This window comes from Mycobacterium scrofulaceum (assembly GCF_002086735.1).
Taxonomy (GTDB): Bacteria; Actinomycetota; Actinomycetes; order Mycobacteriales; family Mycobacteriaceae; genus Mycobacterium; species Mycobacterium scrofulaceum.
This window is the reverse complement of record NZ_MVIJ01000046.1, coordinates 20,582-42,166: the sequence shown is the minus strand read 5'-3', so window position 1 is coordinate 42,166 and position 21,585 is coordinate 20,582. Positions and strand designations below refer to the sequence as shown.

The window sequence follows — 21,585 nt, the reverse complement described above, 5'->3', positions numbered from 1 at the left end:
GGGCGGGGTAGGTGCCAGCGCGGCCGGGACCAGCGAAGGGGCGGGCCCGACCGGCGGCACCGGGATGGCGTGCAGCCCGGCCAAGCTCGTCACGCCCGCGAGGCCCCCGACCAGGGTGGGCACGACCAGCGGAACCACCGAAACCGTCAGCAGCGGAAGAAGGACCGGGATCAGCACGATCATCTGGTCGAGCAACGTCTTCAGCAGCGCGATGGTGTCGGTGATGATCGTCCCGATGGCTTCGACGGCGGTGAACAACAGGGTCCACGCGACGGTCGCGGGATTGCCCGAGGCGAACGCCGCCGCGAGGTCGGCCGCGATGAAGGAAAAGGTTTGCGCCAAATAGGCGAAGTACGAACCGAAATCCATCGGATAGCCGAGGGCGAACGCGATGTTGAAGGGGTTCAGAAAGCTGAGCGGATTCCCGAGAACCGGCAGCCAAGGGTCGAACCCGGAGAACAGCGCCGAAAAGAACGGGTTGTTCATCAGCCGGTCTATCAACGGCTGGATGAACTTGTCGTAGAAGTCGATGAACCCGATCCGTTCCAACCAGTCGAGCACCGCGTCCTGCTGGTCGGGGGGCGACGCCGACGCAACGGAAGCGGCCGCCGGTGCGTCGGCGGCCATGACCTGCGGCACCGGCTCGGTGAGCGGCGCGGTGGCCACTGCGGCGGTCGCAACGCCCTGATACGTGGTCATCACGGTGGCGGCTTGCACCCACATCCGCGCGTAGTCGGCCTCGTTGACCGCGATCGGAATGGTATTGAGGCCAAGGAAATTGGTCGCCACCAAGGCGGCGTGGGTGGCGTGGTTGGCGGCCAGCTCGGACAGGGTCGGCATGGCCGCCAGTGCGGCCGAGTAGGCGGTGGCCGCGGTTTCCTGCCGGGTGGCCATGACGGCGCTGTCGGCGCTTGCCCGCACCAGCCACGCCAGATAGGGCGCGTGCGCGGCAATACAGGATTGCGCGGCGGGGCTGTCCCAGCTTCCGGATTGCATTGCGCCCAACAGCGCGGCGAGCTCGTCGGCGGCCTCCGCGTATTCGGCGCTCAGGGTGCCCCATGCCGACGCGGCGGCCAGCAGCGGCCCGGGCCCCGGCCCGCTGCTGAGCAGCGCGGAATGCACCTCGGGTGGCAAGGCCATCCAAATCGGCGCGGTCATCGCTCGTCCACCTCGGTCGCCGGGAAACTACATCTGCGGCGGGGGTTTTCAGGTGAGACGCGACGGATGGGGACAGGACTGGTGGCGACGACAACGGCCACCCATGCAGGACGTGACATGGACGTTGACAGCTCTCTCGGGGTACTCCGCCCCGGGTCGCAGGACGCAATGACGCGAGTGTCCTGGCTCTCGGATCGCTGCTCGCCTCGCCTTCCAGCTTTTCAGCCGTGGCCGTTGAGGGTCGCTCCCCGATGACAGTGGCGGGACCGCGCCGGATTCGCACCGGCTTCCTGCATCGTCATCACCTTACGGGTCGCATTGTTACATCCGTTGTGCCCAGAAGCCAGCAAATCACCCGGAGCTCTCCGCGTCGACGGTGTCACCCGTTTCCCGCGACCCGCAGGCCGAGCGAAAAGAGCAGCCGCACGTCGGGATCGGCCAGCGAAGTCGACAGCAACTTCTCGATGCGCCGCACGCGGTAGCGGACCGTGTTGGGGTGCACGTGCAGCGACCGTGCGACGGCGCCGACGTCGCCGAAGCTGTCCAGGTACACCCGCATGGTCTCGGCCAGCACCGGCTCGCGGGTGCGCAGGTCGACGATCCGGGGATCCACCAATCGCTGCTCGCGCCCGACCATGGCGAGGATCTCGTCGAGCAGGACGGTTGTCCGCGCCTCGGCCAGCGACGTCACCTGCCCGACCGAAATGGGATGGCGCGCAGCGCTGTCCAGCACGCGATCCACCTCGATGCGCGCCGCGCCGATCCCGCCGAGGCCGGTCGGAGCGGCGATCGCGGCCCGCAGCTGCACCCCCAGCTCGTCGCGCATCGCCGACATGGTCCCGCGGACCCACGAGGTCGCCGCGCGGGTCTGCGTCTGGGGCAGCAGCACATAGATTCGCGAGCCACGCGAGGCCACCTGCGTGTCCCGCCGAAAAGCACTGGCGCTGAGCGCGATTACGTCGACCAACCGTGCCCGCCGCGGCGCGGTGCCGGCCGCGGTGTCCGCGTCCCAGCCGATCAGCGCCGCGTCGCCGTCGCCGGCGAGGCCGAGTTCGCCGGCGACGGCGGCCAGATCCGGTTCGCCGTCGATCAGGCCCAGCAGCTGCTGCACCCGACGTGCCTGCGTCGACGGCCGGGCCGCCAGCCGCGCCATGATCCGCGCGGCCAGCACCGCCGCGCCGCGCAACATCTCCTCCGCGTCGGCGGCCAGCGGTTGCGCGCCCTGCTGCACCCAGATGGTCCCGGCGAACGCCGGCGGGCGCCTCGGGTCCGCCGCGGGCTGATAGATCCCGACGGCCAGCCGCGGGCGCAGGCCCAGCTCCGGGCGCTCGGCCACGCGCACCACCCCGTCGCTCGACCGCAACGCATCGAAAATGCCCCACTGGCCGATCCATTCGAGATGCTCGGGCGGCCCCGCCCTGCCCAGGATGGAAAGGCGGCGCAGTTCGTCGGCTTCGTCGTTGGACGCCGAGTACGCCAGCACGTGCGATTGGGCGTTCTCGATGCTGACCATGCCGTGGATGCGGTCGGCCAGTGACTGCGCCAGGCCGAACAGGTCGGTGCCCGAGTCCTCGGTCGTGTCGGTGCGGTCCCCGTGGTGCTCGAGGACGTGATTCACCAACTGGTAGAGCCGCTCCCAGCGGGCCCGCGGCTCGACGGCCACCACGGCGGAGCCGGCCGCGGCTGCCGCGCCCACCACGGCGGGCGAGGGATCCTTGGCGAATATTGCCACCGGGACGCGATCGCGCGCCTGCCTGTCCATCCATCGCAGCGCCTCGTCGTCGGCGACGCCCAGCAGGAAGAACACGTCGGCCGAGCCCGCGGCTGCCGCCAGACCCAACCGCACGTCGTCGCTGTCGATCAGCGCCGCCGAACCCACCGGAAGGTCCAGCCCGCGCGGCGATTCCACCAAACTGACCAGGGTCGCGTCCAGCGCGAGCAAGAGTTGACCCAGCCCCACACCGGCCATTGTTCGATCGTACTACCAACAGGCCAGAGTCTTGTCCGATCGGCTAATCCCGCGGGTCGCGGCCGCGGGGATCCTGGCAGCATGGATGCGATCACCGAGGTGCCGTTGCCGGCCAACGAGCCGGTCCACGACTATGCGCCGCACTCGCCAGAACGCGGCCGGTTGCGCGCCGAATTGGCTGCGCTGGCCGACCACCCGATCGACCTCCCGCACGTCATCGGCGGCAGACACCGGATGGGCGACGGTGACCGCATCGACGTCGTCCAGCCCCATCGGCATGCCGCGAGGCTGGGCACCCTGACCAACGCCGTCCACGCCGAGGCGGCGGCGGCGATCGACGCCGCGATGGCCGCGAAGAGGGACTGGGCGGCAATGCCGTTCGACGAACGCGCGGCGGTGTTCCTGCGGGCGGCCGACCTGCTCGCCGGCCCGTGGCGGGAGAGGATCGCCGCCGCGACGATGCTCGGCCAATCGAAATCGGCGTACCAGGCCGAGATCGACTCGCCCTGCGAGCAGATCGACTTCTGGCGCTTCAACGTCGCGTTCGCGCGTCAAATCCTCGCGCAGCAGCCGATCAGCGGCCCCGGCGAATGGAACCGCAGCGACTACCGCCCGCTGGACGGATTCGTCTATGCCATCACGCCGTTCAACTTCACCTCGATCGCCGGCAACCTGCCGACCGCTCCGGCGTTGATGGGCAACACCGTCGTGTGGAAGCCGTCGATCACCCAGACGCTGTCGGCGTATCTGACCATGCAGCTGCTGGAGGCCGCGGGGCTGCCGCCCGGGGTGATCAATCTGGTCGCCGGCGACGGCTTCGCCGTTTCCGACGTGGCGCTGGCGGACCCGCGGCTGGCCGGCATCCACTTCACCGGTTCGACGGCCACTTTCCAGCGCCTGTGGCAGCAGGTGGGTGCCAATATCGGCCGCTACCAGAGCTATCCGCGGCTGGTCGGCGAGACCGGTGGCAAGGATTTCGTGGTGGCCCACCCCTCGGCCCGGCCGGACGTGCTGCGCACCGCGCTGATCCGGGGCGCGTTCGACTACCAGGGGCAGAAATGCTCGGCCGCGTCGCGTGCCTTTGTCCCGCATTCGGTGTGGCGGCGCATCGGTGACGGATTGCTGGGGGAGACGGCCGCGCTGCGTTACGGCGACGTCACCGACCTGACCAACTACGGCGGCGCGCTGATCGACAGGCGCGCGTTCGCCAAGAACGTCGAGGCCCTCGAACGGGCGAAGGGTGCCGCCCACGTCACCATCGCCGTGGGCGGCGAATACGACGACAGCGTCGGCTATTTCGTACGCCCCACGGTGCTGCTGTCCGACGACCCGACCGACGAGTCGTTCGCCACCGAGTACTTCGGTCCGCTGCTGTCGGTGCACGTGTACCCCGACGACGACTACGAGCGCATCCTCGACGTGATCGACACCGGCTCGCGGTACGCGCTGACCGGTGCGGTCATCGCCGACGACCGCGAGGCGGTGCTGACCGCGCAGGACCGCCTGCGATTCGCCGCCGGGAACTTCTACATCAATGACAAGCCGACGGGCGCGGTGGTCGGACGTCAGCCGTTCGGGGGCTCGCGCGGCTCGGGCACCAACGACAAGGCCGGGTCGGTGCTGAACCTGCTGCGCTGGACGTCGGCCCGCACGCTCAAGGAGACGTTCGTCCCGGCGACCGACCATACGTATCCGCACATGGCGGCCGACTGATGGGCCGCGCGTTCGCCAGCACCCTGCGGCCCGCGATCATCGCCGCCAGTCGGCGACCGGGATTGCGCAGGGCCGCCGAAGGGCTGCCGGTCACCCGCCGCGTGGTGCACCGGTTCGTGCCCGGCGAGACGATCGACAGTGCGCTGGACAGCGTTGCGGCGCTGCGCCGTTCGGGTCGATATGTGAGCCTCGATTACCTGGGTGAGGACGTCACCACCGCCGACGGCGCCGACGCGGCCGTGCGGGTCTACCTGGACTTGATCGGGCGCCTGGCCCGGTTCGGCGCGCACGCCGGCGTGCGGGCGCTCGAGGTGTCGCTGAAGTTGTCGGCCCTGGGGCAGTCGCTCGACCGCGACGGCGAGAAGATCGCGCGGGAGAATGCGTTCGCGATCTGCGAGGCGGCACGGCGGGCCGGCGTGTGGGTGACGGTGGACGCCGAAGACCACACGACGACGGACTCGACGCTGGCGATCGTGCGCGACCTCCGGTCCGAATTTCCGTGGCTGGCGGTGGCTTTGCAGGCCTATCTGCGGCGCACGCTCGGCGACTGCGAGGCGTTCGCGGGGACCGGGGCGCGGATCCGGCTATGCAAGGGCGCCTACGACGAACCGGCGTCGGTGGCCTACCGCGATCCCGACGCGGTGACCGATTCCTACCTGCGCTGCCTGCGCGTGCTGATGCTCGGCTCCGGCTACCCGATGGTGGCCTCCCACGACCCGGCGATCATCGAGGCTGCGCCGGCGCTGGCGCGCGAAGCGGGCCGGGGCGCGGCCGATTTCGAGTACCAGATGCTGTACGGCATCCGCGATCTCGAGCAGCGCCGGCTGGCGGAATCCGGCAACCAGGTCCGCGTCTATGTGCCGTTCGGCACCCAGTGGTACGGCTACTTCATGCGCCGCCTGGCCGAGCGGCCGGCCAACCTCAGGTTCTTCTTGCGGGCGCTGGCGCGGCGGGGTCACTGAGTGTGCGCCCAGGGCTTTGCGTGTGAGCCCATGGTGACGAAAACCCGCGGATCCCGCCCTGGGCGCACGCGCAAAGCCCACGCGTCACACGCGGCGGGCGGGACTTCCCGGCGAAGCGTGCGCGAGGGGCCTCAGCCGCGACGGGGGCGCGGCCGGTCGCCCGCGAAGCCGCGCACCACGTGCGCGCGCACGAACTCGGCCGCTACCCCGGCATCGTCCATGTCCCGGATGGGGGATGGCGTGCTGAAGAGCGAGAACAGAATGCGCGCAAACCATTCCGCGGCGGCCTCGACGTCGAGGTCCTTGCGCACCTCGCCGGTCAGCCGGGCCGCCGACAGGTACGGCTTGAAGAAATCGACGCATTCCCGCAACAGCACCGCGGCATCCTTGGTCAGCAACAGGCTGACCGCGTCCTCGTCGAAGTACTTCTCCGACGCGATCGACCGGCGCGCCTGGGTCACGAACACGGCCGCCTGACTCAGCTTGTCCTCGAGCGACCCGCCCCGGTCCATCGCCTTGGACATTTCGCGGTAGAACCGCTCGGAAGCGTGTTCGGCGCAGGCTTCGATGATGGCGCCCTTGTCGGAGAAGTACTCGTAGATGGTGCTGCGGGAGACGCCGGCTTGTCTGGCGATGTCGACGATCGTCGCCTTGTCCAATCCCTGTCTGCCGAAGCAGGCGAACGCGGACTCGACGATGAGCTCGCGGGTGTCGGTGGCCGGCGCCGGTTGAGCCGTCACGGGACCAGCGCGCCTCGCGGCACCAGCCCCGCGTTGGCGGAGGCGAAGGCGGCGTTGACGTCGGCCAGGTGGAACGGCTCGGGCATCAGACGGTCGAACGGAAAATTGGTGCGCTGCAGAAAGTTCAGTCCGATCGCCAATGTGACGGGGTCGTAGAACATGACGCCGCGCACGGACTTGTTGCCGTAGACCAGCGCGCTCGGATCGAGCTCGAAGGTCCGCCCCATGCCGACGTTGCCGACCTCGAGGAGCGTGCCGCCGTTGTTGAGGAACCCGATCCCGTCCGGGATGACGCCCGGCACGCCGACGACCTCCAGCACCCAGTCGGCGCCGATGCCGTCGGTGCGCGCGTGCACCCGCTCGGTGACCTCCGCGGTCGAGATGCCGCCGGCGTCGATGCAGTGGGTGGCACCGAAATCGGATGCGACGTCGAGCCTCCCGGCGATCTTGTCGATGACGATCACCTCCGCGGCCCCCGCCGTGCGGGCCACGGCGGCCGCGTTGATGCCCAGCCCGCCGGCACCCTGGATGACCACGGTGTCGCCGAGGCGCACGTCGCGCAGCGCGAACAGCACCTGCGCCAGCGCGCAGTTCAGCGGGGCGACGGCCGCGTCGGGCAGGTCGTCGGGCACCTTGTACAGCGGCTGCCGCCGGCTGGTGTAGTAGTACTCTCCGTGGGCGGCGACGAAGTGCGGCTCCTGGTCGTGCGTGCGGTATTCGCCGGCCATCAGGTTCTGACACGCATACGACCGCCCCCGCGCGCACGCGTGGCACCGACCGCAGAACCAGAAGTACGGGGTGACCACACGATCGCCGACGGTCAGCGGCTTGCCGGTCGCGTCGGCGGCCAGGCCCTCGCCGAGTTCGGCGATCTCGCCGACCATTTCGTGGCCCATGGCAAACGGGCACGGCAATGGCAGCTCGCCGCGGAAGATGTGCAGGTCGGATCCGCAGATGCCGGCCATCCGCAGCCGCAGCGCCGCCGTCCCCGGGGCCGGGGTGGACAACGGGAACTCGGCCAGCTCGATGGGCCCGCCGTGGGCGGTCAGCAGTGCGAGCCTGGGCATGACGATCTCCCTCTAGTCGGCGGGCGCGAGGATCAGCCCGCTGGTGGGCACCCCGGTTCCCGACGTGACCAGCACGTGTTCGACACTGTCGACCTGGTTGTACGACGTACCGCGCACCTGGCGCACCCCCTCGGTGATGCCGTTCATCCCGTGGATGTAGGCCTCGCCGAGCAGGCCGCCGTTGGTGTTGATCGGAAATTCCCCACCCAGCGACAGGCGCTCGACGGTGGCGAAGTCCTTCGCCTCGCCGCGCCCGCAGAACCCGAGCTCTTCGAGCTGGGTGAACACGAATGGGGTGAAATGGTCGTAGATGAAGGCGGTTTGGATGTCCTGCGGCTTGAGGCCCGAGTCGCGCCACAGTCTTTTGGCGACCACGCCCATCTCGGGCAGGCCGGTGATGTCGTCGCGGTAGTAGCTCGTCATCATCTCGCCGTTGGCCGCCGCGCCCTGGGCGGCGGCGGTGATGATGGCCGGCGGCTGTCGTAGGTCGCGGGCGCGTTCGGCGCTGGTGACCACCAGCGCGACCCCACCGTCGCTTTCCTGGCAGCAATCCAGCAGCCGCAGCACGGGTTCGACGATCCAGCGGGAGTTCTGGTGATCCTCCAGCGTGATCGGCCGCTGGTAGAACCAGGCGTCGGGGTTCGTGGCCGCGTGCTTGCGGTCCACCACGGCGACGCGGCCGAAGTCCTCGTTGGTCACCCCATAGGTCGACATGTAGCGCTGGGCGTGCATCGCGACCCACGCGGCGGGGGTGAGCAATCCGAACGGCGCGTAATGCGCCATGAATAACGGGGTTTCGGCCATACTGCGTCCGGTGCCGCCGAACCGGAACCCGGAGCGTTCGTTGAAGGCGCGCCAGCACACCACGACGTCGGCGACGCCCGTCGCGACGGCCATCGCGGCGTGCACGACGGTGCCGGCGGCTGCACCGCCGCCGTGGTGCACGCGGGAGAAGAAGCTCAGGTCGCCGATGCCCACGTTGCGGGCGATGTCGATCTCGTCGCTGGAGTCCATCGTGAAGGTGACCATGCCGTCGACGTCGCCGGGTGCCAGGCCGGCGTCGTCGAGCGCGGCGCTGACCGCCTCGCACGCCAATTGCAGTTCGCTGCGGCCGGATTCCTTGGAGAACTCGGTCTGGCCGATGCCGACGATGGCGGCGGCGCCGGGCAGCGAGCCGGTCACGCGCGGTCCCTTTCCAACTCCCCGTCGAGCAGGCTGAGGATCGCGGTGCCCGAGACGTGATCGCCGAGGCTGTTGGAGCCCTTGAACGTCACCTCGACGAAGTTCTCCCCGCCGGTACCCTCGCTCTTTCCGGTGACGCTGCCGGTGAAGCGCAGCGGGTCGTCCGGAAAGCACGGCACGCCAAGGCGGATCGACAGTTTCTTGATCATCGCCTCCGGACCGGCCCAGTCGGTGAGGAACCGCACGCAGTAGCCGTTGGTGGTGAGGATGTTCATGAACAGGTTGGGCGAACCCTGCTTGTTGGCGTAGTCGCGGTCGTGGTGCACGGGCATGAAGTCGCGGGTGGCGATCGCGCCCGCGACGATCATCGTGGTGGTGATGGGGATCTCGAGGGGGGTGACCTCGTCGCCGACCGAGATGTCGGCCCAGCGCAGGGTGGTGGTGCGGCTCGCGGTGGTGGTCATGGCAGTCCTTCCGAATACGTTGCGCCATATGTGGCGCCGAGCTGGGCGAGCTGCGCCGAGGCGGGGCCGAGCGTGAGCTCGTTGTGCTTGGCCCATAAGAAATAGCGGTGCAGGGGATAGGTGGTGTCGATTCCGATGCCGCCGTGGACGTGCTGGGCGGTGGCGGCGACGCGGGCGCCGGCCTCGGCGGCCCAGAACTTGGCGATGCGGGCGGCACGGCCGGCCTCTCGCAAGGGCCGCCCGTGCGCGATCAGCCAGGCCGCGTGCCACGTGGTCCACCGGATCGCCTCGACGTCGATGTAGGCATCGGCCATCCGTTGCTGCACGGCCTGGAAGCTACCGATGGGCCGGCCGAATTGCTCGCGGCCCGCGGTGTATTCGGCCGCGATCCACAGTGCTCGTTCCGCGACGCCGAGCTGGACCGCGCACAGCGCGACCAGCGCGCGGGTCCGCAGCGACTCGACCAGGTCGGGGCCGACCAACCGGTCGGCATCGGAAACCGTTGCGCCGTCGAGGTATACGTCGGCGTGCGGTTCACGGCTGGTGGTCGCCGCGGGCCGGATCTCGACGCCGCGGGCGTCGGCCGCCATGAGGAACAGGCCGGCCTCCCCGTCCTCCATCGAAGCCGGGATCACCACGGTGTCGGCGAACTGGGCGGCCGGCACCAGCTCCTTGGCGCCGTCCAGCCGCCAGCCGCCTGCGTCGCGTCGGGCGGTGGTGGCGGGCGCCGCCGCCTGGGAACGGTCCGGCTCGGCCAGGGCGGCGGTCAGGATGCGGTTGCCGGCGGCGACGCCCGGCAGGAACCGTTGCCGCTGTTCGTCATTGCCGTGCCGCGCGATGGGGTCGGCCCCCAGCGCCAGCGTCGCGTAGGCCGGCACCGGCGCGACCGCGCGGCCCACCTCGGCCAGCAACACCCCGAGCTCGACGAAGCCACCGCCGTTACCGCCGACCGACTCCGGCAGCGCGGTGCCGAGCAGGTCGGCGGCCGCCAGCTCCTTCCAGAGTGCGTCGTCGAAGCGAGCATCGCCGGCTTCCAGCTCGGTCAGGCGCTCGGGTGTGGCCCGGCGCTCGAAGAGGTCGCGGGCGAGCTTGGAGATGGTCTCCTGCTCCTCGGTGAAGGTGAAGTCCATCGGCGCTCGCCTAGCCGGCCGGCCGGAACTGGTGCAGCACCAGGTCGTCATCGAAACTCTGGTAGTACACCTCGACGGGCGTGCCGGTCCTCACGTCGGCCGGTTCGATGCCGGTGAGGTTGGACACCAGCCGCACACCCTCCTCGAGCTCGACCAGCACCACGACGTACGGGTATTCGAAGAACGGGAACTTCGGCTCGTGCGGCATCACGTAGCTGTAGACGGTGCCGCGGCCCGAGGACTCGACGGTGTCCCAGTCCAGGGAGCGGCAGTGCGGGCACATCGGGCGCGGCGGGTGGCGCAGCCGCCCGCAGCCGGCACAGCGCTGGATCAGGAGCTTGTTGTCCCGCAACCCGTTCCAGAAGAACTCGGTGTCCTTGGTGATGGCCGGCGCCAGTCGGGTGGCCATCAGCGCTCCGGTGAGAATCGCAGCACCCGGAACCGTTGCCTGCCCAGGACTTCCCCGTGCTGGTCGGTGTAGGTGGTCAGCCAGGTCAGGAAGAAGCCGGTGCCCAGCGCCGTCTTCTTTTCCTCGGAGACCGATTCGTACACCGTCGTCGCGCTGATGACGTCGCCGAGCCGCGGGTAGCGCTCGATCTCGAACTCGGAGTTGGTCGCCACCGTGCTGGTGTAGCCGGCCTCGTCGAGGAAGGCCGTTGGGTTGCCTGTGATTTCGACGGGCGCACCACCGCGTTCCCCGATGCCCTCCAGGATCGGCGACGGCATCGTCCAGGTCTGCAGCATGACCGGGGGTGACACGATGCCGCCGAACCGCGACTTCTCGGCGAACTCCGGGTCGAGGTATACGGGATTCATGTCGGCCATCGCGTACGCCCAGTGCCGGATCATCGGCTGGTTGACCGGATCCGGTGCCAGCGAGGGCTTTCCGGTGCCGCCGGTCGGCTGGCCGACGAGGGCCCGCACCTTGGCGCTGACGGTTTCTGAGTCGGTCACTTCAGGCTGTCCTCCTATGTTGCGGTGGCGCGTAGGTCGCGGGGGGCTCGCGGCATGCCCAGTCCGGCCATGGCGATGATGTCACGCTGGATCTCGTTGGCCCCGCCGCCGAAGGTGTTGATGACGGCCTGACGATACGCGGATTCCAGCGCGCCCCGCAGCGGTGCGTCCGCGCCGCGGCGCACACCGTTGCGGTCGAGCACTTCGAGCAGCTGGCGGGCGACCTGCTGGGTCAGTTCGGTGCCGAACACCTTGGCCGCCGATGCTTCCCCCATGGACAGCACCCCCTTGGTCATCGCGGCGTTGACCCGCAGGTTGACGAGTTTGTAGGCGGCGACCTGAGCCTCGACCCGGGCCAGCGCGAGTTGTACCCACGGCTGGTCGATGACGCGTCCGCCGTCGAGTGCGGTGTCGGTGGCCCACTGCAGGGTCCGCTCGAACAGCGGTTCCAGCGCGCCGAGGTTGCCCAGCGCCGCCCGCTCGAAGTTCAGCTGGGTGGTGATCAGCTGCCAGCCCTGGTTCTCGCCCCCCACCAGCGCGCTGGCGGGGACCCGCACGTCGTCGTAGAACGTGTAGAAGGTGGAGATGCCGGGCATGGTGTGCAGCGGCTGCCAGGAGAACCCGGGCGACGAGGTGGGCACGATCAGGATGGAAATGCCCTTGTGCTTCTTGGCATCCGGATCGGTGCGGGCTGCCAGCCAGATGTAGTCGGCGTACGCGGCTCCGCTGGTGAACATTTTCTGGCCGTTGATGACGTATTCGTCGCCGTCGCGGACCGCGGTGGTGCGCAGCGAGGCCAGGTCGCTGCCCGCCCCGGGCTCGGAGTAGCCGATCGCGAATTCGACGCTGCCGTCCAGGATCGCGGGCAGAAACCTCCGCTTCTGCTCTTCGGTGCCGCACTGCATCAGCGTCGGCCCGACCGTGTTGAGCGTGACCAGCGAAACCGGCGCGCTGACGCGCCGCGCCTCCTCCGAGAAGATGAACTGCTCGATCGCCGAGAAGCCGCGTCCCCCGTACGCCTTCGGCCAGCCCACGCCGAGCAGGTTCGCGGCGGCCAACGCCCGCACGCATTCGCGCACCGCGGGACCGCCCTCCATGCGTTCGTCGACCGCGGCTCTGCGCTCGGGCGTCATCACCCGTTCCAGGGTCGCGCGGATCTCGGCGCGCAGCCGCTGCTGTTCGGGCGAGTACTCCAAATCCATCAGGCCCCCAACCGCACCGGCATGCGCTTGACCCCGGGCACCATGGTGGCGCGCATCCGGTCCACCGTGCCCACCAGCTCGATCCTGGGGAAGCGCCGCAGCAGCTCGTCGAACATCACGCACGCCTCCAGCCGCGCCAATTGGGCGCCGACACAGGAATGTTCGCCGCACCCGAACGCGATGTGCGGGTTGGGGTGCCGGGTCACCTTGAACTCCTCGGAGTCGGCGCCGAAGATGTCCTCGTCCCGGTTGGCGGACCCGTAGAGCATGACCACCACGTCGCCCGCGGCGATCCGCTGGCCGCGGATCTCGACGTCGGTCGTCGCGGTGCGCGCCATGTGCACCACGGGGCTGGTCCAGCGCAGCATCTCCTCGACGGCGCCCGGGATCAGCGCCGGATCGTCGACCAGCAGGCGGCATTGGTCGGGGTGGGCGATCAGCGCCAGCGTGCCCAGGGCGATCAGGTTGCGGGTGGTTTCGTTGCCGGCCACCAGCAGCAGGTAGGCGAAGTTGAGCAGGTCCTCGTCGGTCAGCCGGATGCCGTCGATCTCCGCGCCCGCCAGCACCGAGAGCAGGTCGTCGCGCGCGTCCACCCGCCGGGCGGCGATCAGCCTCTGGAAGTACTCGTAGAGCTGCCCCATCGCGACCAACGGGTCGAGCTCGATCTCCGGGTCGGCCGTTCCGGTGGCGGCGTCCGACCACGCCCGGAACTGCTCCCAGTCGTCGGGCGGGGCGCCGATCAGCTCGGCGATCATCCGGGTGGGCAGCGGGGCGGCGATCTCGTCGGCGAACTCGTGCACCGAATCGGGTTGGATGCCGTCGAGGATTCCCCGCACGATCTCGCGAATCTTCGGCTCCAGCAGAGCAACCCGCCTCCGGGTGAAGCCCGAGTTGATCAGCTTGCGGAGCTGCCGATGCCGTGGCGGGTCGGTGAAGATCAGGTTGCCCTCCTGCACCGCGTTCCCCATCTGCGGGTCCGGGATGGTGATGCCCCGGGTGGAGGTGAACGTGGCCGGGTTGGTCGACACGAAGCGGATGTCCTCGTACTTCGTCAGCGCCCAGAAGTGGGTGACGTCGTTCCAGCACACCGGCGACGTCGCGCGCAGCTCGCGGTACACCGGGTACGGATCGCCGGCATAGAAGTCGGGGGAGTGCAACAGAGAAGCGGGAAAAGTGGTCCGCACGGCGGCCTCCCTGGACAGGCGATCCGACACATTGACGCAATGTGTCTTGCGGCCTTGTGTCTACCCCGCGTCGCCCGTCTCTGTCAATACGCCGCGAATGCCCCAAATAGCGCGCAATTCGTGCGGTTGGTGATTGACGGGGCGGGAAGCATGGGTGTACACCAAGTGGTTAGATGACCGACGTTCGGGTGAGGAAGCGCATGACCGAGCTGCACACTCCGCGATCTCTTGTCGACACCTATCAGCTCTACATCGACGGCAGATGGGTCGAGCCGGAGGACGGTCGCTACGACGACGTCAACCCGGCCACCGAGCGGTCGATCGGCACCGCGCCCGATGCGAGCGTGGCCCAGGTCGGTGCCGCGATCGACGCCGCGCGCCGGGCCTTCGACGCCGGGCCGTGGGGGCGCATGGGTCCCACCGAGCGGGCCGGCTGCCTCAATCAGCTCGGTGAGGCCCTGCTCAAGCACGCCGACGAGATCTTCGCGCTGTCACAGGTCGAGTGGGGCTGCGTCACAGTAGAGCGGATGATGCAAATCGACGGCGCCGGCTACATGTCCATGCATGCCGCCCAGCTCGCGACGCAGTTGGTCGACGAGCCGGTGACCGGGATCGGCGCCGGGACGACGTTGCTGCGGCGCGAGCCGCTCGGTGTCGTGTCGATCCTGACACCGTGGAACTTCCCGCACTGCCTCAACGTGATGAAAGTCAACAACGCGCTGGCCGCGGGAAACACGGTCGTGCTCAAGCCTTCACCGCTGACGCCGCTCGCCGGGCTCGCGCTCGCACGCATCATCGACGAGGAGACCGACATCCCGCCGGGGGTGGTCAACGTGGTCACCCCGTCGGGGCTGGAGGCCGCCAAACTGCTCACCACGGATCCGCGCATCGACATGATCAGCTTCACCGGTAGTTCCGCCGTCGGGTGTGAGGTCATGCGCGCGGCGGGCGACGCGATGAAGCGGCTGTTGCTGGAGTGCGGCGGCAAGTCGGCCAGCATCATCCTCGACGACACGCAGGTGACCGACGAGATGCTGCGGCAGATGCTGTTCGACTGCTGCTCCCTGCACGCCGGGCAGGCCTGCATCCTGCACAGCCGGCTGCTGCTTCCCGACTCGTTGCACGACGACGTCGTCGACCGGCTGGTCGCGCTGGCCCGCGACGTCAAGGTCGGCGACCCCCAGGACCCGACGGTTCAGATGGGACCGCTCATCAGCGCGGCGCAACGCGACCGGGTGCAGGCACACGTCGACGGCGCGGTCAACGACGGAGCCAAGCTGGCGACCGGCGGCGGGCGCCCGGCCGGCCTGGACGTCGGCTTCTATTTCGAACCGACGATTCTCACCGGCGTGCAACCGGATTCGACGATCGCGCAGGAGGAGGTATTCGGCCCCGTCCTGTCGGTGCTCCGGTACCGCGACGACGAGGACGCCGTCGCGATCGCGAACAACTCGTGCTACGGGCTGTCCGGCGCCGTGTGGGGCACCGACGTGGACCGGGCCGTCGGGATCGCGCGGCGCATGCGCACGGGTCAGGTCGCCGTCAACGGCATCGGGCCGGGCGACGCGCCGTTCGGCGGATTCAAGCTGAGCGGGTTCGGCCGGGAGAGCGGCGGGGTCAGCGGACTGCACCAGTACATGGAGGTGAAGGCCATCGGGATCCCGGCATGACGGGACCCCTCGCCGGGCTCCACGTCGTCGAACTCGCCACCGAGATCTCAGGTCCTTACGCCGCAAAGCTTTTCGTCGATCTCGGGGCTGAGGTCACCAAGATCGAGGCGCCCGACGGGGACCCGTTGCGCCGATGGGGGCCGTTCCCCGGCGGAGTGGCCGACCCGGAGCGCGGCGGCCTGTTCCACTACCTCAACGCCGGAAAATCCGGAGCCACGTTGGATTTGGCCCGGCCCGACGATCTGGCCTCAGTCCGGGAACTCATCGCGCGGGCGCACGTGCTCGTCGAGGATTTCGCGCCGGAGACCTTGGACGGTTGGGGGCTGGGCCGGGACGAGTTGGAGCGGCTCAACCCAAACCTGGTGGCGTTGCGCATCTCCGCGTTCGGCCGGTGCGGCCCGTGGCGTCAGCGACTCGCCACACCGCTGACGCTGCAGGCGGCGTCGGGCTGGATCAGCGCCCGGGATCCTGACCGGCCACCGGTACAGGTCGGCGCGCGCATCGGCGAGTACGTCGCGGGCGCCTACGGCGCGCTGGGTGCCCTGACCGCGTTGCGGCTGCCGCCCGCCGGCCGGGTCAGAGAGGTCGACGTCTCGCAGTTGGAGGCGCTGCTGTCGACCCTGCCCTACCCGATGCTGATGGCCCAGCGGATGAAAATGCTTGGCCTGCCCCCGAACCTGCGGTCGGCCCCCATGCTGGGTGTCGTGCGGGCCGCCGATGGCTGGGTCGGCATCAACTGCCTGACGGGCCAGCACTGGCTGGACGTGTGCGCGATGCTCGGCCTGCCCGAGTACGGGGAGCACCAGATCGCGATCATGATGGGCGGGCCCGAGCGTGACGAGTTCTTCGGCAAGGCCGAGCCGCTGCTCGCCCGGCAGACCGTGGCCGAGCTCGTGGAACTCGGTCAGGCGCTGCGCATTCCGACCGCCCCGGTCAACGACGGCGCCACCGTGCTCGACTGCCCGCAATACGCCGAGCGGGGGTTCTTCGTTCAAGCCGGCGGCCCGGGGTGGTCGTTCCAGCGGCCGGGGCCGCCGTTCCGCTTCTCCAAAACGCCTGTGGCACGGCCCGGCCCGGCACCTCGGCTCGGTATGCCGCCCGCGCGGTGGGCGGCCGACGCTCGATCGCCTGGCACAACCGAAGGGCCGCGGCCATTCTCCGGCCTGAAGGTCCTCGACCTGACGACGTTCTGGGCCGGCGCCTACCTGACCTGCTACCTGGGTGCGTTCGGGGCCGACGTCGTCAAGGTCGAGTCGATCCAGCGGCCGGACGGGCACCGCTACTCCGGCGCCTTCGCCTACGAAGGCGACGATTGGTACGAACGCAGCCCCATCTGGCAGGGCACCAACCTCAACAAGCGCGACCTCACCCTCGACCTGACCTCGGAGCGTGGCCTCGAGATCGTCCGGCGGCTGGCCGCCGACGCCGACGTGGTCGTGGAGAACTTCTCGCCCCGCGTCGTCGAGCAGTTCGGCCTCGCCTACGACGCGCTGGCGGCGCTGAACCCCGCCGTGATCGCCGTGCGGATGCCCGGGTACGGGCTGCAGGGCCCGTGGCGCGACTACGTCGGCTGGGCGCTGAACTTCGAGCAGACCTCGGGGATGTCGGCGGTCACCGGCTACCCCGACGGTCCGCCGTGCAACCCGCAGGGGCCCGCCGATCCCATCGTCGGCGTGCACGCGGGGGTCGCGCTGCTGGCCGCCCTCGAGCACCGGCGCCGAACGGGGGAGGGCCAGCTGATCGAGATCGCGCAGATCGAGGTTGCCGCCTGCGTGGCGGCCGAACCGGTGATCGAGTATTCGATGACCGGCGTCGTGTCCCCGCGCCGGGGCAACCGGCGGCGCGGCTACCTGCAGGGCGTCTACCCGACCGCCGAGGACGGCGTGTGGGTGGCGCTGTCGCTGCCCGACGACGGGCGGCTCGACCATGACGCGTTCGACGAGCTGGTCGCCGGGTGGACCGGCACCCAAACCGCGGCCATGGTCGTGAAATCACTGCAGGAGCAGGGTATTCCGGCCGAGCAGGTGGTCACCGGCGAGCGGATGTACGACGGTGACCTGATCGGGGCGCAGCTCGACGCGCGCGGCTACTACGAGGAGTTCGTCCATCCGATCACCGGGCCACACCGCTACCCCGGCTGGCCGTTGCGCATCACTGCCGGACCTACCGGCCACCACCGGAGCGCCCCGCCGACGCTGGGCCAGCACAACGACGAAGTCCTGCGGGGTCTGGGCCTGTCCGCGGACGAGATCGCGAGCCTGCGGGCCGGGCGGGTCATCGGGGAGCGGCCGCTGGGCGCCTGAGCAGGATGTCGCGCGGTGGGAGCGGCCCAAGTGGCCTGAGGCGGTCGGTCCTACTCTTCCCGAAATTGCTAGAATTGGGTGGACTTTGCCCCGTATGCGGTTCAAAGAGCCCCAGGAGTTTCCAATGCATGAGCACCGCCACGTCGAATGGGACCCTGGCACGAGACGCATCCTGACCAACCGGCTCCTCTTGCGTCCATGGCAGCTCGACGACGACCTCGCCGCCTGCGGGATATACAGCGCGCCGGAGGTTTCGCGTTGGCTGTGTCCGGCGCTGCCGGTGATCACCGACGACGCTACGATGCGCGAACTCTTGGGCACATGGATCGCCGAAAGCGATGCGACCGGCCTCCCCATCGGCCGATGGGCGATTACCGATAGAGACTCTGGCGACTTGATCGGCGGAGTGGCGCTACTCCCACTGCCGCCCGGCCGCATCGATCTCGAGATCGGATGGCAGGTTGCACCCGCGCGGTGGGGTCACGGCTACGGCGCGGAAGCCGGTCATGCAGTGGCCCATCAAGCATTCACAAACGTCGGTGTCAGTGAGGTATTCGCCGTCGTGCGGCCAGGCAATCGCCGCGGTGTGGCCACGGCGCGGCGAGTGGGAATGGAATGGGTCGGTGAGACCGACAAGTACTACAACCTGACCCTTGAGGTCTACCGTCTGAGCAAAGCTGATTTGGACCTGCCAGAGCCGGCCTGCGTGCCGGCGCCGGGATCGCAGCAGTCCTGAACACCACAGCTGTGCTGCCCGCGCCCGCCCGAACCGTAGTGGGGCGTGGACTCCAGGTCGGCAATCAACCGTCATCTGACGGCATGGCCCCCGCCGGCTGGCGACCCGCTGCCAGCGACGAGTCGCGGACGAGTGACGCGTGACCGCTTCCTCAGCTGTGTCGCGGAATTGCTTGTGACGGGTGCGGTTTCAGCGGTAGGTCAGGATCGGCTACGCCAAGCCGCCTCGCCCAGTGGATCACAGCTGTCGGACTACTTTTTGCTGACAAGGACGCGCTTGCTTGTACGCCAGATCAGCGGCTGCTCGGACGATGCGTGCGTAGGTCGCCCGACCTCACGGGGTCAGGCCGACCGCGACGTCATCAATCATGGCCGACTGTCGGGAGGATCGAAGTGGCGTTTCAACTACTCAGCTGACAATCGTACGGGCTACGCGGGCTTAGCGACTCAGTACACGATAGAAGGTGACCTGGGGCTTGCCGCCCTCGGCGAACTGGGCCAGGGCTTCGACGCTGAGCGCAAAATGATTGGTTTGAACGTGAAGGTCGACGGCGTGCTGATTCCGGAACCGCTGGTAAAGCGTGAAATGCCCCGGACGATCACGGTCTTCGTGGAGGCGGAAGGTGCTGACGTCGGCCTCGGCCAGCGACTGAGGGATCGACTCGAGAAGCGCACGCCGCAGGTCGTCTCCTTTGCCTGGCAACGCCGTGGCATCGGCGATCAACACCACTTCTTCATCTGGGCTGTACATGGTTGACTCTCCTTCACCGTCGCCCAAGGCCGCGGGCAGTCGGTGATCCGTAAGTCCCTGCAGGCCTTGCTATTTCATGTACACGTCGGCACATGCTTATCTGTCCTGGACAACGGACGAGCGTTCTGACTGGGCTGCAATCTTATGGCTGGCTCACCCGCAGTAGACGTACCAGCCCGTTGGCTGGGTGAGCGATGTTCGCGACCGCTTCAGTTCTCGTCCGCTTGTTCTGGGTACTATAACCCACTTGCCTGGCTGGGCAATACCGCCAAATATCGGGTTTGAGCAGTTGGCCATGGCGGCACAGCAGAACTCACCCGGGTGAATCAACGCCAGGGTGATGACAGCTCACCCCGCCGGGCAGCAGATTGATACCAGTTCAGGTCGACACGCACAGCGCCCGGTGTAATCGCCAGGGCTACAACTCTTCTTGCCGGGCGAGGGCTCGGCAGGAGTCGCCGCGAACGAGCAGCAGAAAGGTCTCACTATGCATTTCGATTCCAAGAAGGTCATCGTCGTCGGGGGCAGCGCCGGTATGGGCCGGCAAGTCGCCGTTGACATCGTGCGTCACGGCGGCAGCGCGGTGATCGTTGGTCGGTCGAAGGACCGTGTTGATGAAACCGTGACTGAACTGACCGACGGGGGTGGTCAAGCCTGGGGCATCGCCGCCGAGTTGACCGATCGCAGCGCTGTCGACGATGTTCAGCGTGCTGTCTCCGAGCATCACGGCGATGCGACGCTCCTGGTCAATGCGGCTGGATTCTTTATTCCCAAGCCGTTTCTCGAGCACGACGCGCTTACCTATGACTCGTACATGGAGCTCAACTACGCCTTGTTCTTCCTGACGCAGACGGTCGTTGAGGGTATGATCGCCCGCAGCGAGGGCGGCTCCATCGTCAACATCGGCAGCATGTGGGCACATCAGGCGATCGGCCTGACCCCGTCGTCGGTGTACTCGATGCAGAAGGCCGGCCTGCATGCGCTCACCCATAACCTCGCCATCGAGCTCGCCGAGCACAAGATCCGCGTCAACGCGGTGGCGCCGGCCGTCGTCAAAACCCCGCTCTACGAGGGTTTCATCCCGAAGGACGAGATCGACGCCACCTTGGCCACGTTCGCGCCACTTCACCCACTGGGACGGGTCGGCACCCCGGCCGACGTGGCCAACGCCGTGACGTTCCTGCTCTCTGATGAGGCCAGTTGGGTCACCGGCGCGATTCTCAACGTCGATGGCGGCATCATGGCCGGCCGCAACTGAGCAACGACGCGGGACAATTCGAAACACCAAGCGCAGCACACATAACGGTTGCGCGGACGAAGGAGATCAGGTGTCACACCAATACAGCAAGAACCCTGCCGCGATCGACGCGTTAACCCCCGAGCAATACCGCGTCACCCAGGAGAGCGGAACGGAGCCGCCGTTCACTGGAGAGTACTGCGACAATCATGAACCCGGCATCTACGTTGACATTGTCTCTGGCGAACCGCTTTTCGCCTCTGTCAGCAAGTTCGATAGCGGAAGCGGCTGGCCCAGTTTCACCCGGCCCATCGACGCGGACTTCGTTGTTGAGAGGCGTGACCGCAGCCATTTCATGGATCGGGTCGAGGTGCGATCGGCCCACGCCGACAGCCATCTGGGCCACGTATTCCCGGACGGCCCCAGGGAGGCCGGCGGGTTGCGCTACTGCATCAACTCGGCGTCGCTGCGATTCATTCACCGCGATGACCTGGAAGCCCAGGGTTACGGGCAGTATCTGCCCTTGTTCGATGTGTCGGACCAACACCAGAGCGTCGGTGAGCAGAAGTCATGAACGACCACAACGAGATCGCCGTTCTCGCCGGTGGGTGCTTCTGGGGCATGGAGGACCTGTTCCGCAAGCTGCCCGGTGTGGTGTCCACGCGGGTCGGCTATACCGGTGGCAGCAACACACATCCCACCTACCGCAATCACCCCGGCCACGCCGAGGCGCTCGAAATCACATACGACCCAAACGAGACCGATTATCGGACACTGCTGGAATTCTTTTTCCAGATCCACGACCCGACCACAAAGAACCGACAAGGCAACGATGTCGGAACCAATTATCGGTCAGCGATTTTCTATCTGGACGACGAGCAAAGGCAAATTGCCGCACAGACCATCGCCGACGTCGAAGGGTCGGGCCGCTGGCCCGGCGCAGTCGTCACCGAGGTCAACCCGGCCGGCGAGTTTTGGGAGGCCGAACCCGAGCACCAGAACTACCTGCAACGCTACCCGTCCGGCTACACCTGCCACTACATCCGTCCCGAGTGGGCGCTACCCAGCCGCGGCGACGGTGCGGCCGACCCGCGAGCAGGCACGGCCGAACAGACCGGGTCCGCTCAATAACGACATGGGCTCGATAACACAAGACAAGGATCC

20 protein-coding genes and 1 riboswitch are annotated in these 21,585 nt (G+C 68.3%); of the genes, 8 read left to right on the top strand and 12 right to left on the bottom strand.

Annotated elements, in window-relative coordinates; genetic code table 11:
• The coding region (locus BST44_RS23265; protein ID WP_083179436.1) for a PPE family protein at positions 1-1,158 on the bottom strand (1,158 nt) is incomplete at its 3' end.
• A gap of 155 nt (positions 1,159-1,313) precedes the next feature.
• A riboswitch (cobalamin riboswitch) is annotated at positions 1,314-1,494 on the bottom strand.
• Between the two features lie 43 nt (positions 1,495-1,537).
• Positions 1,538-3,127, bottom strand: coding sequence for a PucR family transcriptional regulator (locus BST44_RS23260; protein ID WP_083179435.1), 1,590 nt, complete (start codon positions 3,125-3,127; stop codon positions 1,538-1,540).
• A gap of 81 nt (positions 3,128-3,208) precedes the next feature.
• On the opposite strand from BST44_RS23260, the gene pruA reads away from it, so the two are divergent.
• On the top strand, positions 3,209-4,840 hold the full coding sequence (pruA, locus tag BST44_RS23255) for an L-glutamate gamma-semialdehyde dehydrogenase (RefSeq protein ID WP_083179434.1): 1,632 nt from the start codon (positions 3,209-3,211) through the stop codon (positions 4,838-4,840).
• Positions 4,840-5,802 (top strand): proline dehydrogenase family protein, encoded by a 963-nt coding sequence (locus tag BST44_RS23250; protein ID WP_083179433.1) that lies wholly within the window; start codon positions 4,840-4,842, stop codon positions 5,800-5,802. Before pruA ends, BST44_RS23250 begins: the two co-directional genes overlap by 1 nt.
• A 131-nt stretch (positions 5,803-5,933) precedes the next feature.
• On the opposite strand, the gene BST44_RS23245 is transcribed toward BST44_RS23250, so the two are convergent.
• The 9 genes from BST44_RS23245 to BST44_RS23205 are packed head-to-tail and all read right to left on the bottom strand — an operon-like array spanning position 5,934 to position 13,725.
• Positions 5,934-6,542, bottom strand: coding sequence for a TetR/AcrR family transcriptional regulator (locus BST44_RS23245; RefSeq protein WP_083179432.1), 609 nt, complete (start codon positions 6,540-6,542; stop codon positions 5,934-5,936).
• A complete protein-coding gene (locus BST44_RS23240; RefSeq protein ID WP_083179431.1) occupies positions 6,539-7,609 on the bottom strand; it encodes a zinc-binding dehydrogenase in 1,071 nt (356 codons plus the stop codon). The genes BST44_RS23245 and BST44_RS23240 overlap by 4 nt, the downstream gene beginning before the upstream one ends.
• 12 nt (positions 7,610-7,621) lie before the next feature.
• Positions 7,622-8,791 carry a lipid-transfer protein gene (locus BST44_RS23235; RefSeq protein WP_083179430.1) on the bottom strand — a complete coding sequence of 390 codons (1,170 nt, stop codon included), beginning with the start codon at positions 8,789-8,791 and terminating at the stop codon, positions 7,622-7,624.
• Positions 8,788-9,255 carry a MaoC family dehydratase gene (locus BST44_RS23230; RefSeq protein WP_083179429.1) on the bottom strand — a complete coding sequence of 156 codons (468 nt, stop codon included), beginning with the start codon at positions 9,253-9,255 and terminating at the stop codon, positions 8,788-8,790. Before BST44_RS23230 ends, BST44_RS23235 begins: the two co-directional genes overlap by 4 nt.
• A complete protein-coding gene (locus BST44_RS23225; RefSeq protein ID WP_083179428.1) occupies positions 9,252-10,385 on the bottom strand; it encodes an acyl-CoA dehydrogenase family protein in 1,134 nt (377 codons plus the stop codon). Before BST44_RS23225 ends, BST44_RS23230 begins: the two co-directional genes overlap by 4 nt.
• 10 nt (positions 10,386-10,395) lie before the next feature.
• Positions 10,396-10,794: a Zn-ribbon domain-containing OB-fold protein gene (locus tag BST44_RS23220; RefSeq protein WP_083179427.1), complete on the bottom strand. Its 399-nt coding sequence runs from the start codon at positions 10,792-10,794 to the stop codon at positions 10,396-10,398.
• Positions 10,794-11,339: an FAS1-like dehydratase domain-containing protein gene (locus BST44_RS23215; protein WP_083179426.1), complete on the bottom strand. Its 546-nt coding sequence runs from the start codon at positions 11,337-11,339 to the stop codon at positions 10,794-10,796. The genes BST44_RS23220 and BST44_RS23215 overlap by 1 nt, the downstream gene beginning before the upstream one ends.
• Positions 11,340-11,353: 14 nt before the next feature.
• The gene (locus tag BST44_RS23210; protein WP_083179425.1) at positions 11,354-12,541 is read right to left on the bottom strand and encodes an acyl-CoA dehydrogenase family protein; all 1,188 of its coding nucleotides are present in this window, start codon (positions 12,539-12,541) and stop codon (positions 11,354-11,356) included.
• Positions 12,541-13,725 carry a cytochrome P450 gene (locus tag BST44_RS23205; protein WP_083179424.1) on the bottom strand — a complete coding sequence of 395 codons (1,185 nt, stop codon included), beginning with the start codon at positions 13,723-13,725 and terminating at the stop codon, positions 12,541-12,543. Before BST44_RS23205 ends, BST44_RS23210 begins: the two co-directional genes overlap by 1 nt.
• Before the next feature lie 200 nt (positions 13,726-13,925).
• On the opposite strand from BST44_RS23205, the gene BST44_RS23200 reads away from it, so the two are divergent.
• The 3 genes from BST44_RS23200 to BST44_RS23190 all read left to right on the top strand — a co-directional run bounded on the left by BST44_RS23200 (position 13,926) and on the right by BST44_RS23190 (position 18,434).
• On the top strand, positions 13,926-15,395 hold the full coding sequence (locus tag BST44_RS23200; RefSeq protein ID WP_083179423.1) for an aldehyde dehydrogenase family protein: 1,470 nt from the start codon (positions 13,926-13,928) through the stop codon (positions 15,393-15,395).
• On the top strand, positions 15,392-17,698 hold the full coding sequence (locus BST44_RS23195; RefSeq protein WP_083179422.1) for a CaiB/BaiF CoA transferase family protein: 2,307 nt from the start codon (positions 15,392-15,394) through the stop codon (positions 17,696-17,698). Before BST44_RS23200 ends, BST44_RS23195 begins: the two co-directional genes overlap by 4 nt.
• Before the next feature lie 124 nt (positions 17,699-17,822).
• On the top strand, positions 17,823-18,434 hold the full coding sequence (locus tag BST44_RS23190; protein ID WP_083179440.1) for a GNAT family N-acetyltransferase: 612 nt from the start codon (positions 17,823-17,825) through the stop codon (positions 18,432-18,434).
• A 438-nt stretch (positions 18,435-18,872) separates the two neighbouring features.
• On the opposite strand, the gene BST44_RS31555 is transcribed toward BST44_RS23190, so the two are convergent.
• Complete coding sequence (locus BST44_RS31555; protein WP_083179421.1) at positions 18,873-19,184, bottom strand: putative quinol monooxygenase; 312 nt, start codon at positions 19,182-19,184, stop codon at positions 18,873-18,875.
• A 487-nt stretch (positions 19,185-19,671) separates the two neighbouring features.
• Here BST44_RS31555 and BST44_RS23180 point away from each other — a divergent pair, with 487 nt between their 5' ends.
• The 3 genes from BST44_RS23180 (at position 19,672) to msrA (ending at position 21,552) form a co-directional block, all read left to right on the top strand.
• Positions 19,672-20,442: an SDR family NAD(P)-dependent oxidoreductase gene (locus BST44_RS23180; protein ID WP_083179420.1), complete on the top strand. Its 771-nt coding sequence runs from the start codon at positions 19,672-19,674 to the stop codon at positions 20,440-20,442.
• 70 nt (positions 20,443-20,512) lie between these two features.
• A complete protein-coding gene (gene msrB, locus BST44_RS23175) occupies positions 20,513-20,995 on the top strand; it encodes a peptide-methionine (R)-S-oxide reductase MsrB (protein ID WP_083179419.1) in 483 nt (160 codons plus the stop codon).
• Positions 20,992-21,552, top strand: coding sequence for a peptide-methionine (S)-S-oxide reductase MsrA (gene msrA, locus BST44_RS23170; protein WP_083179418.1), 561 nt, complete (start codon positions 20,992-20,994; stop codon positions 21,550-21,552). Before msrB ends, msrA begins: the two co-directional genes overlap by 4 nt.
• Positions 21,553-21,585 lie beyond the last annotated feature (33 nt).

Excerpts from the sequence above, each read along its gene's own strand:
- pruA (WP_083179434.1), top strand. The coding sequence starts at position 3,209 with ATGGATGCGATCACCGAGGTGCCGTTGCCGGCCAACGAGCCGGTCCAC.
- BST44_RS23250 (WP_083179433.1), top strand. The coding sequence starts at position 4,840 with ATGGGCCGCGCGTTCGCCAGCACCCTGCGGCCCGCGATCATCGCCGCC.
- BST44_RS23195 (WP_083179422.1), top strand. The coding sequence starts at position 15,392 with ATGACGGGACCCCTCGCCGGGCTCCACGTCGTCGAACTCGCCACCGAG.
- BST44_RS23260 (WP_083179435.1), bottom strand. The coding sequence starts at position 3,127 with ATGGCCGGTGTGGGGCTGGGTCAACTCTTGCTCGCGCTGGACGCGACC.
- msrA (WP_083179418.1), top strand. The coding sequence starts at position 20,992 with ATGAACGACCACAACGAGATCGCCGTTCTCGCCGGTGGGTGCTTCTGG.
- BST44_RS23190 (WP_083179440.1), top strand. The coding sequence starts at position 17,823 with ATGCATGAGCACCGCCACGTCGAATGGGACCCTGGCACGAGACGCATC.
- BST44_RS23180 (WP_083179420.1), top strand. The coding sequence starts at position 19,672 with ATGCATTTCGATTCCAAGAAGGTCATCGTCGTCGGGGGCAGCGCCGGT.
- BST44_RS23220 (WP_083179427.1), bottom strand. The coding sequence starts at position 10,794 with ATGGCCACCCGACTGGCGCCGGCCATCACCAAGGACACCGAGTTCTTC.
- BST44_RS31555 (WP_083179421.1), bottom strand. The coding sequence starts at position 19,184 with ATGTACAGCCCAGATGAAGAAGTGGTGTTGATCGCCGATGCCACGGCG.
- BST44_RS23230 (WP_083179429.1), bottom strand. The coding sequence starts at position 9,255 with ATGACCACCACCGCGAGCCGCACCACCACCCTGCGCTGGGCCGACATC.
- BST44_RS23200 (WP_083179423.1), top strand. The coding sequence starts at position 13,926 with ATGACCGAGCTGCACACTCCGCGATCTCTTGTCGACACCTATCAGCTC.
- BST44_RS23210 (WP_083179425.1), bottom strand. The coding sequence starts at position 12,541 with ATGGATTTGGAGTACTCGCCCGAACAGCAGCGGCTGCGCGCCGAGATC.
- BST44_RS23225 (WP_083179428.1), bottom strand. The coding sequence starts at position 10,385 with ATGGACTTCACCTTCACCGAGGAGCAGGAGACCATCTCCAAGCTCGCC.
- BST44_RS23240 (WP_083179431.1), bottom strand. The coding sequence starts at position 7,609 with ATGCCCAGGCTCGCACTGCTGACCGCCCACGGCGGGCCCATCGAGCTG.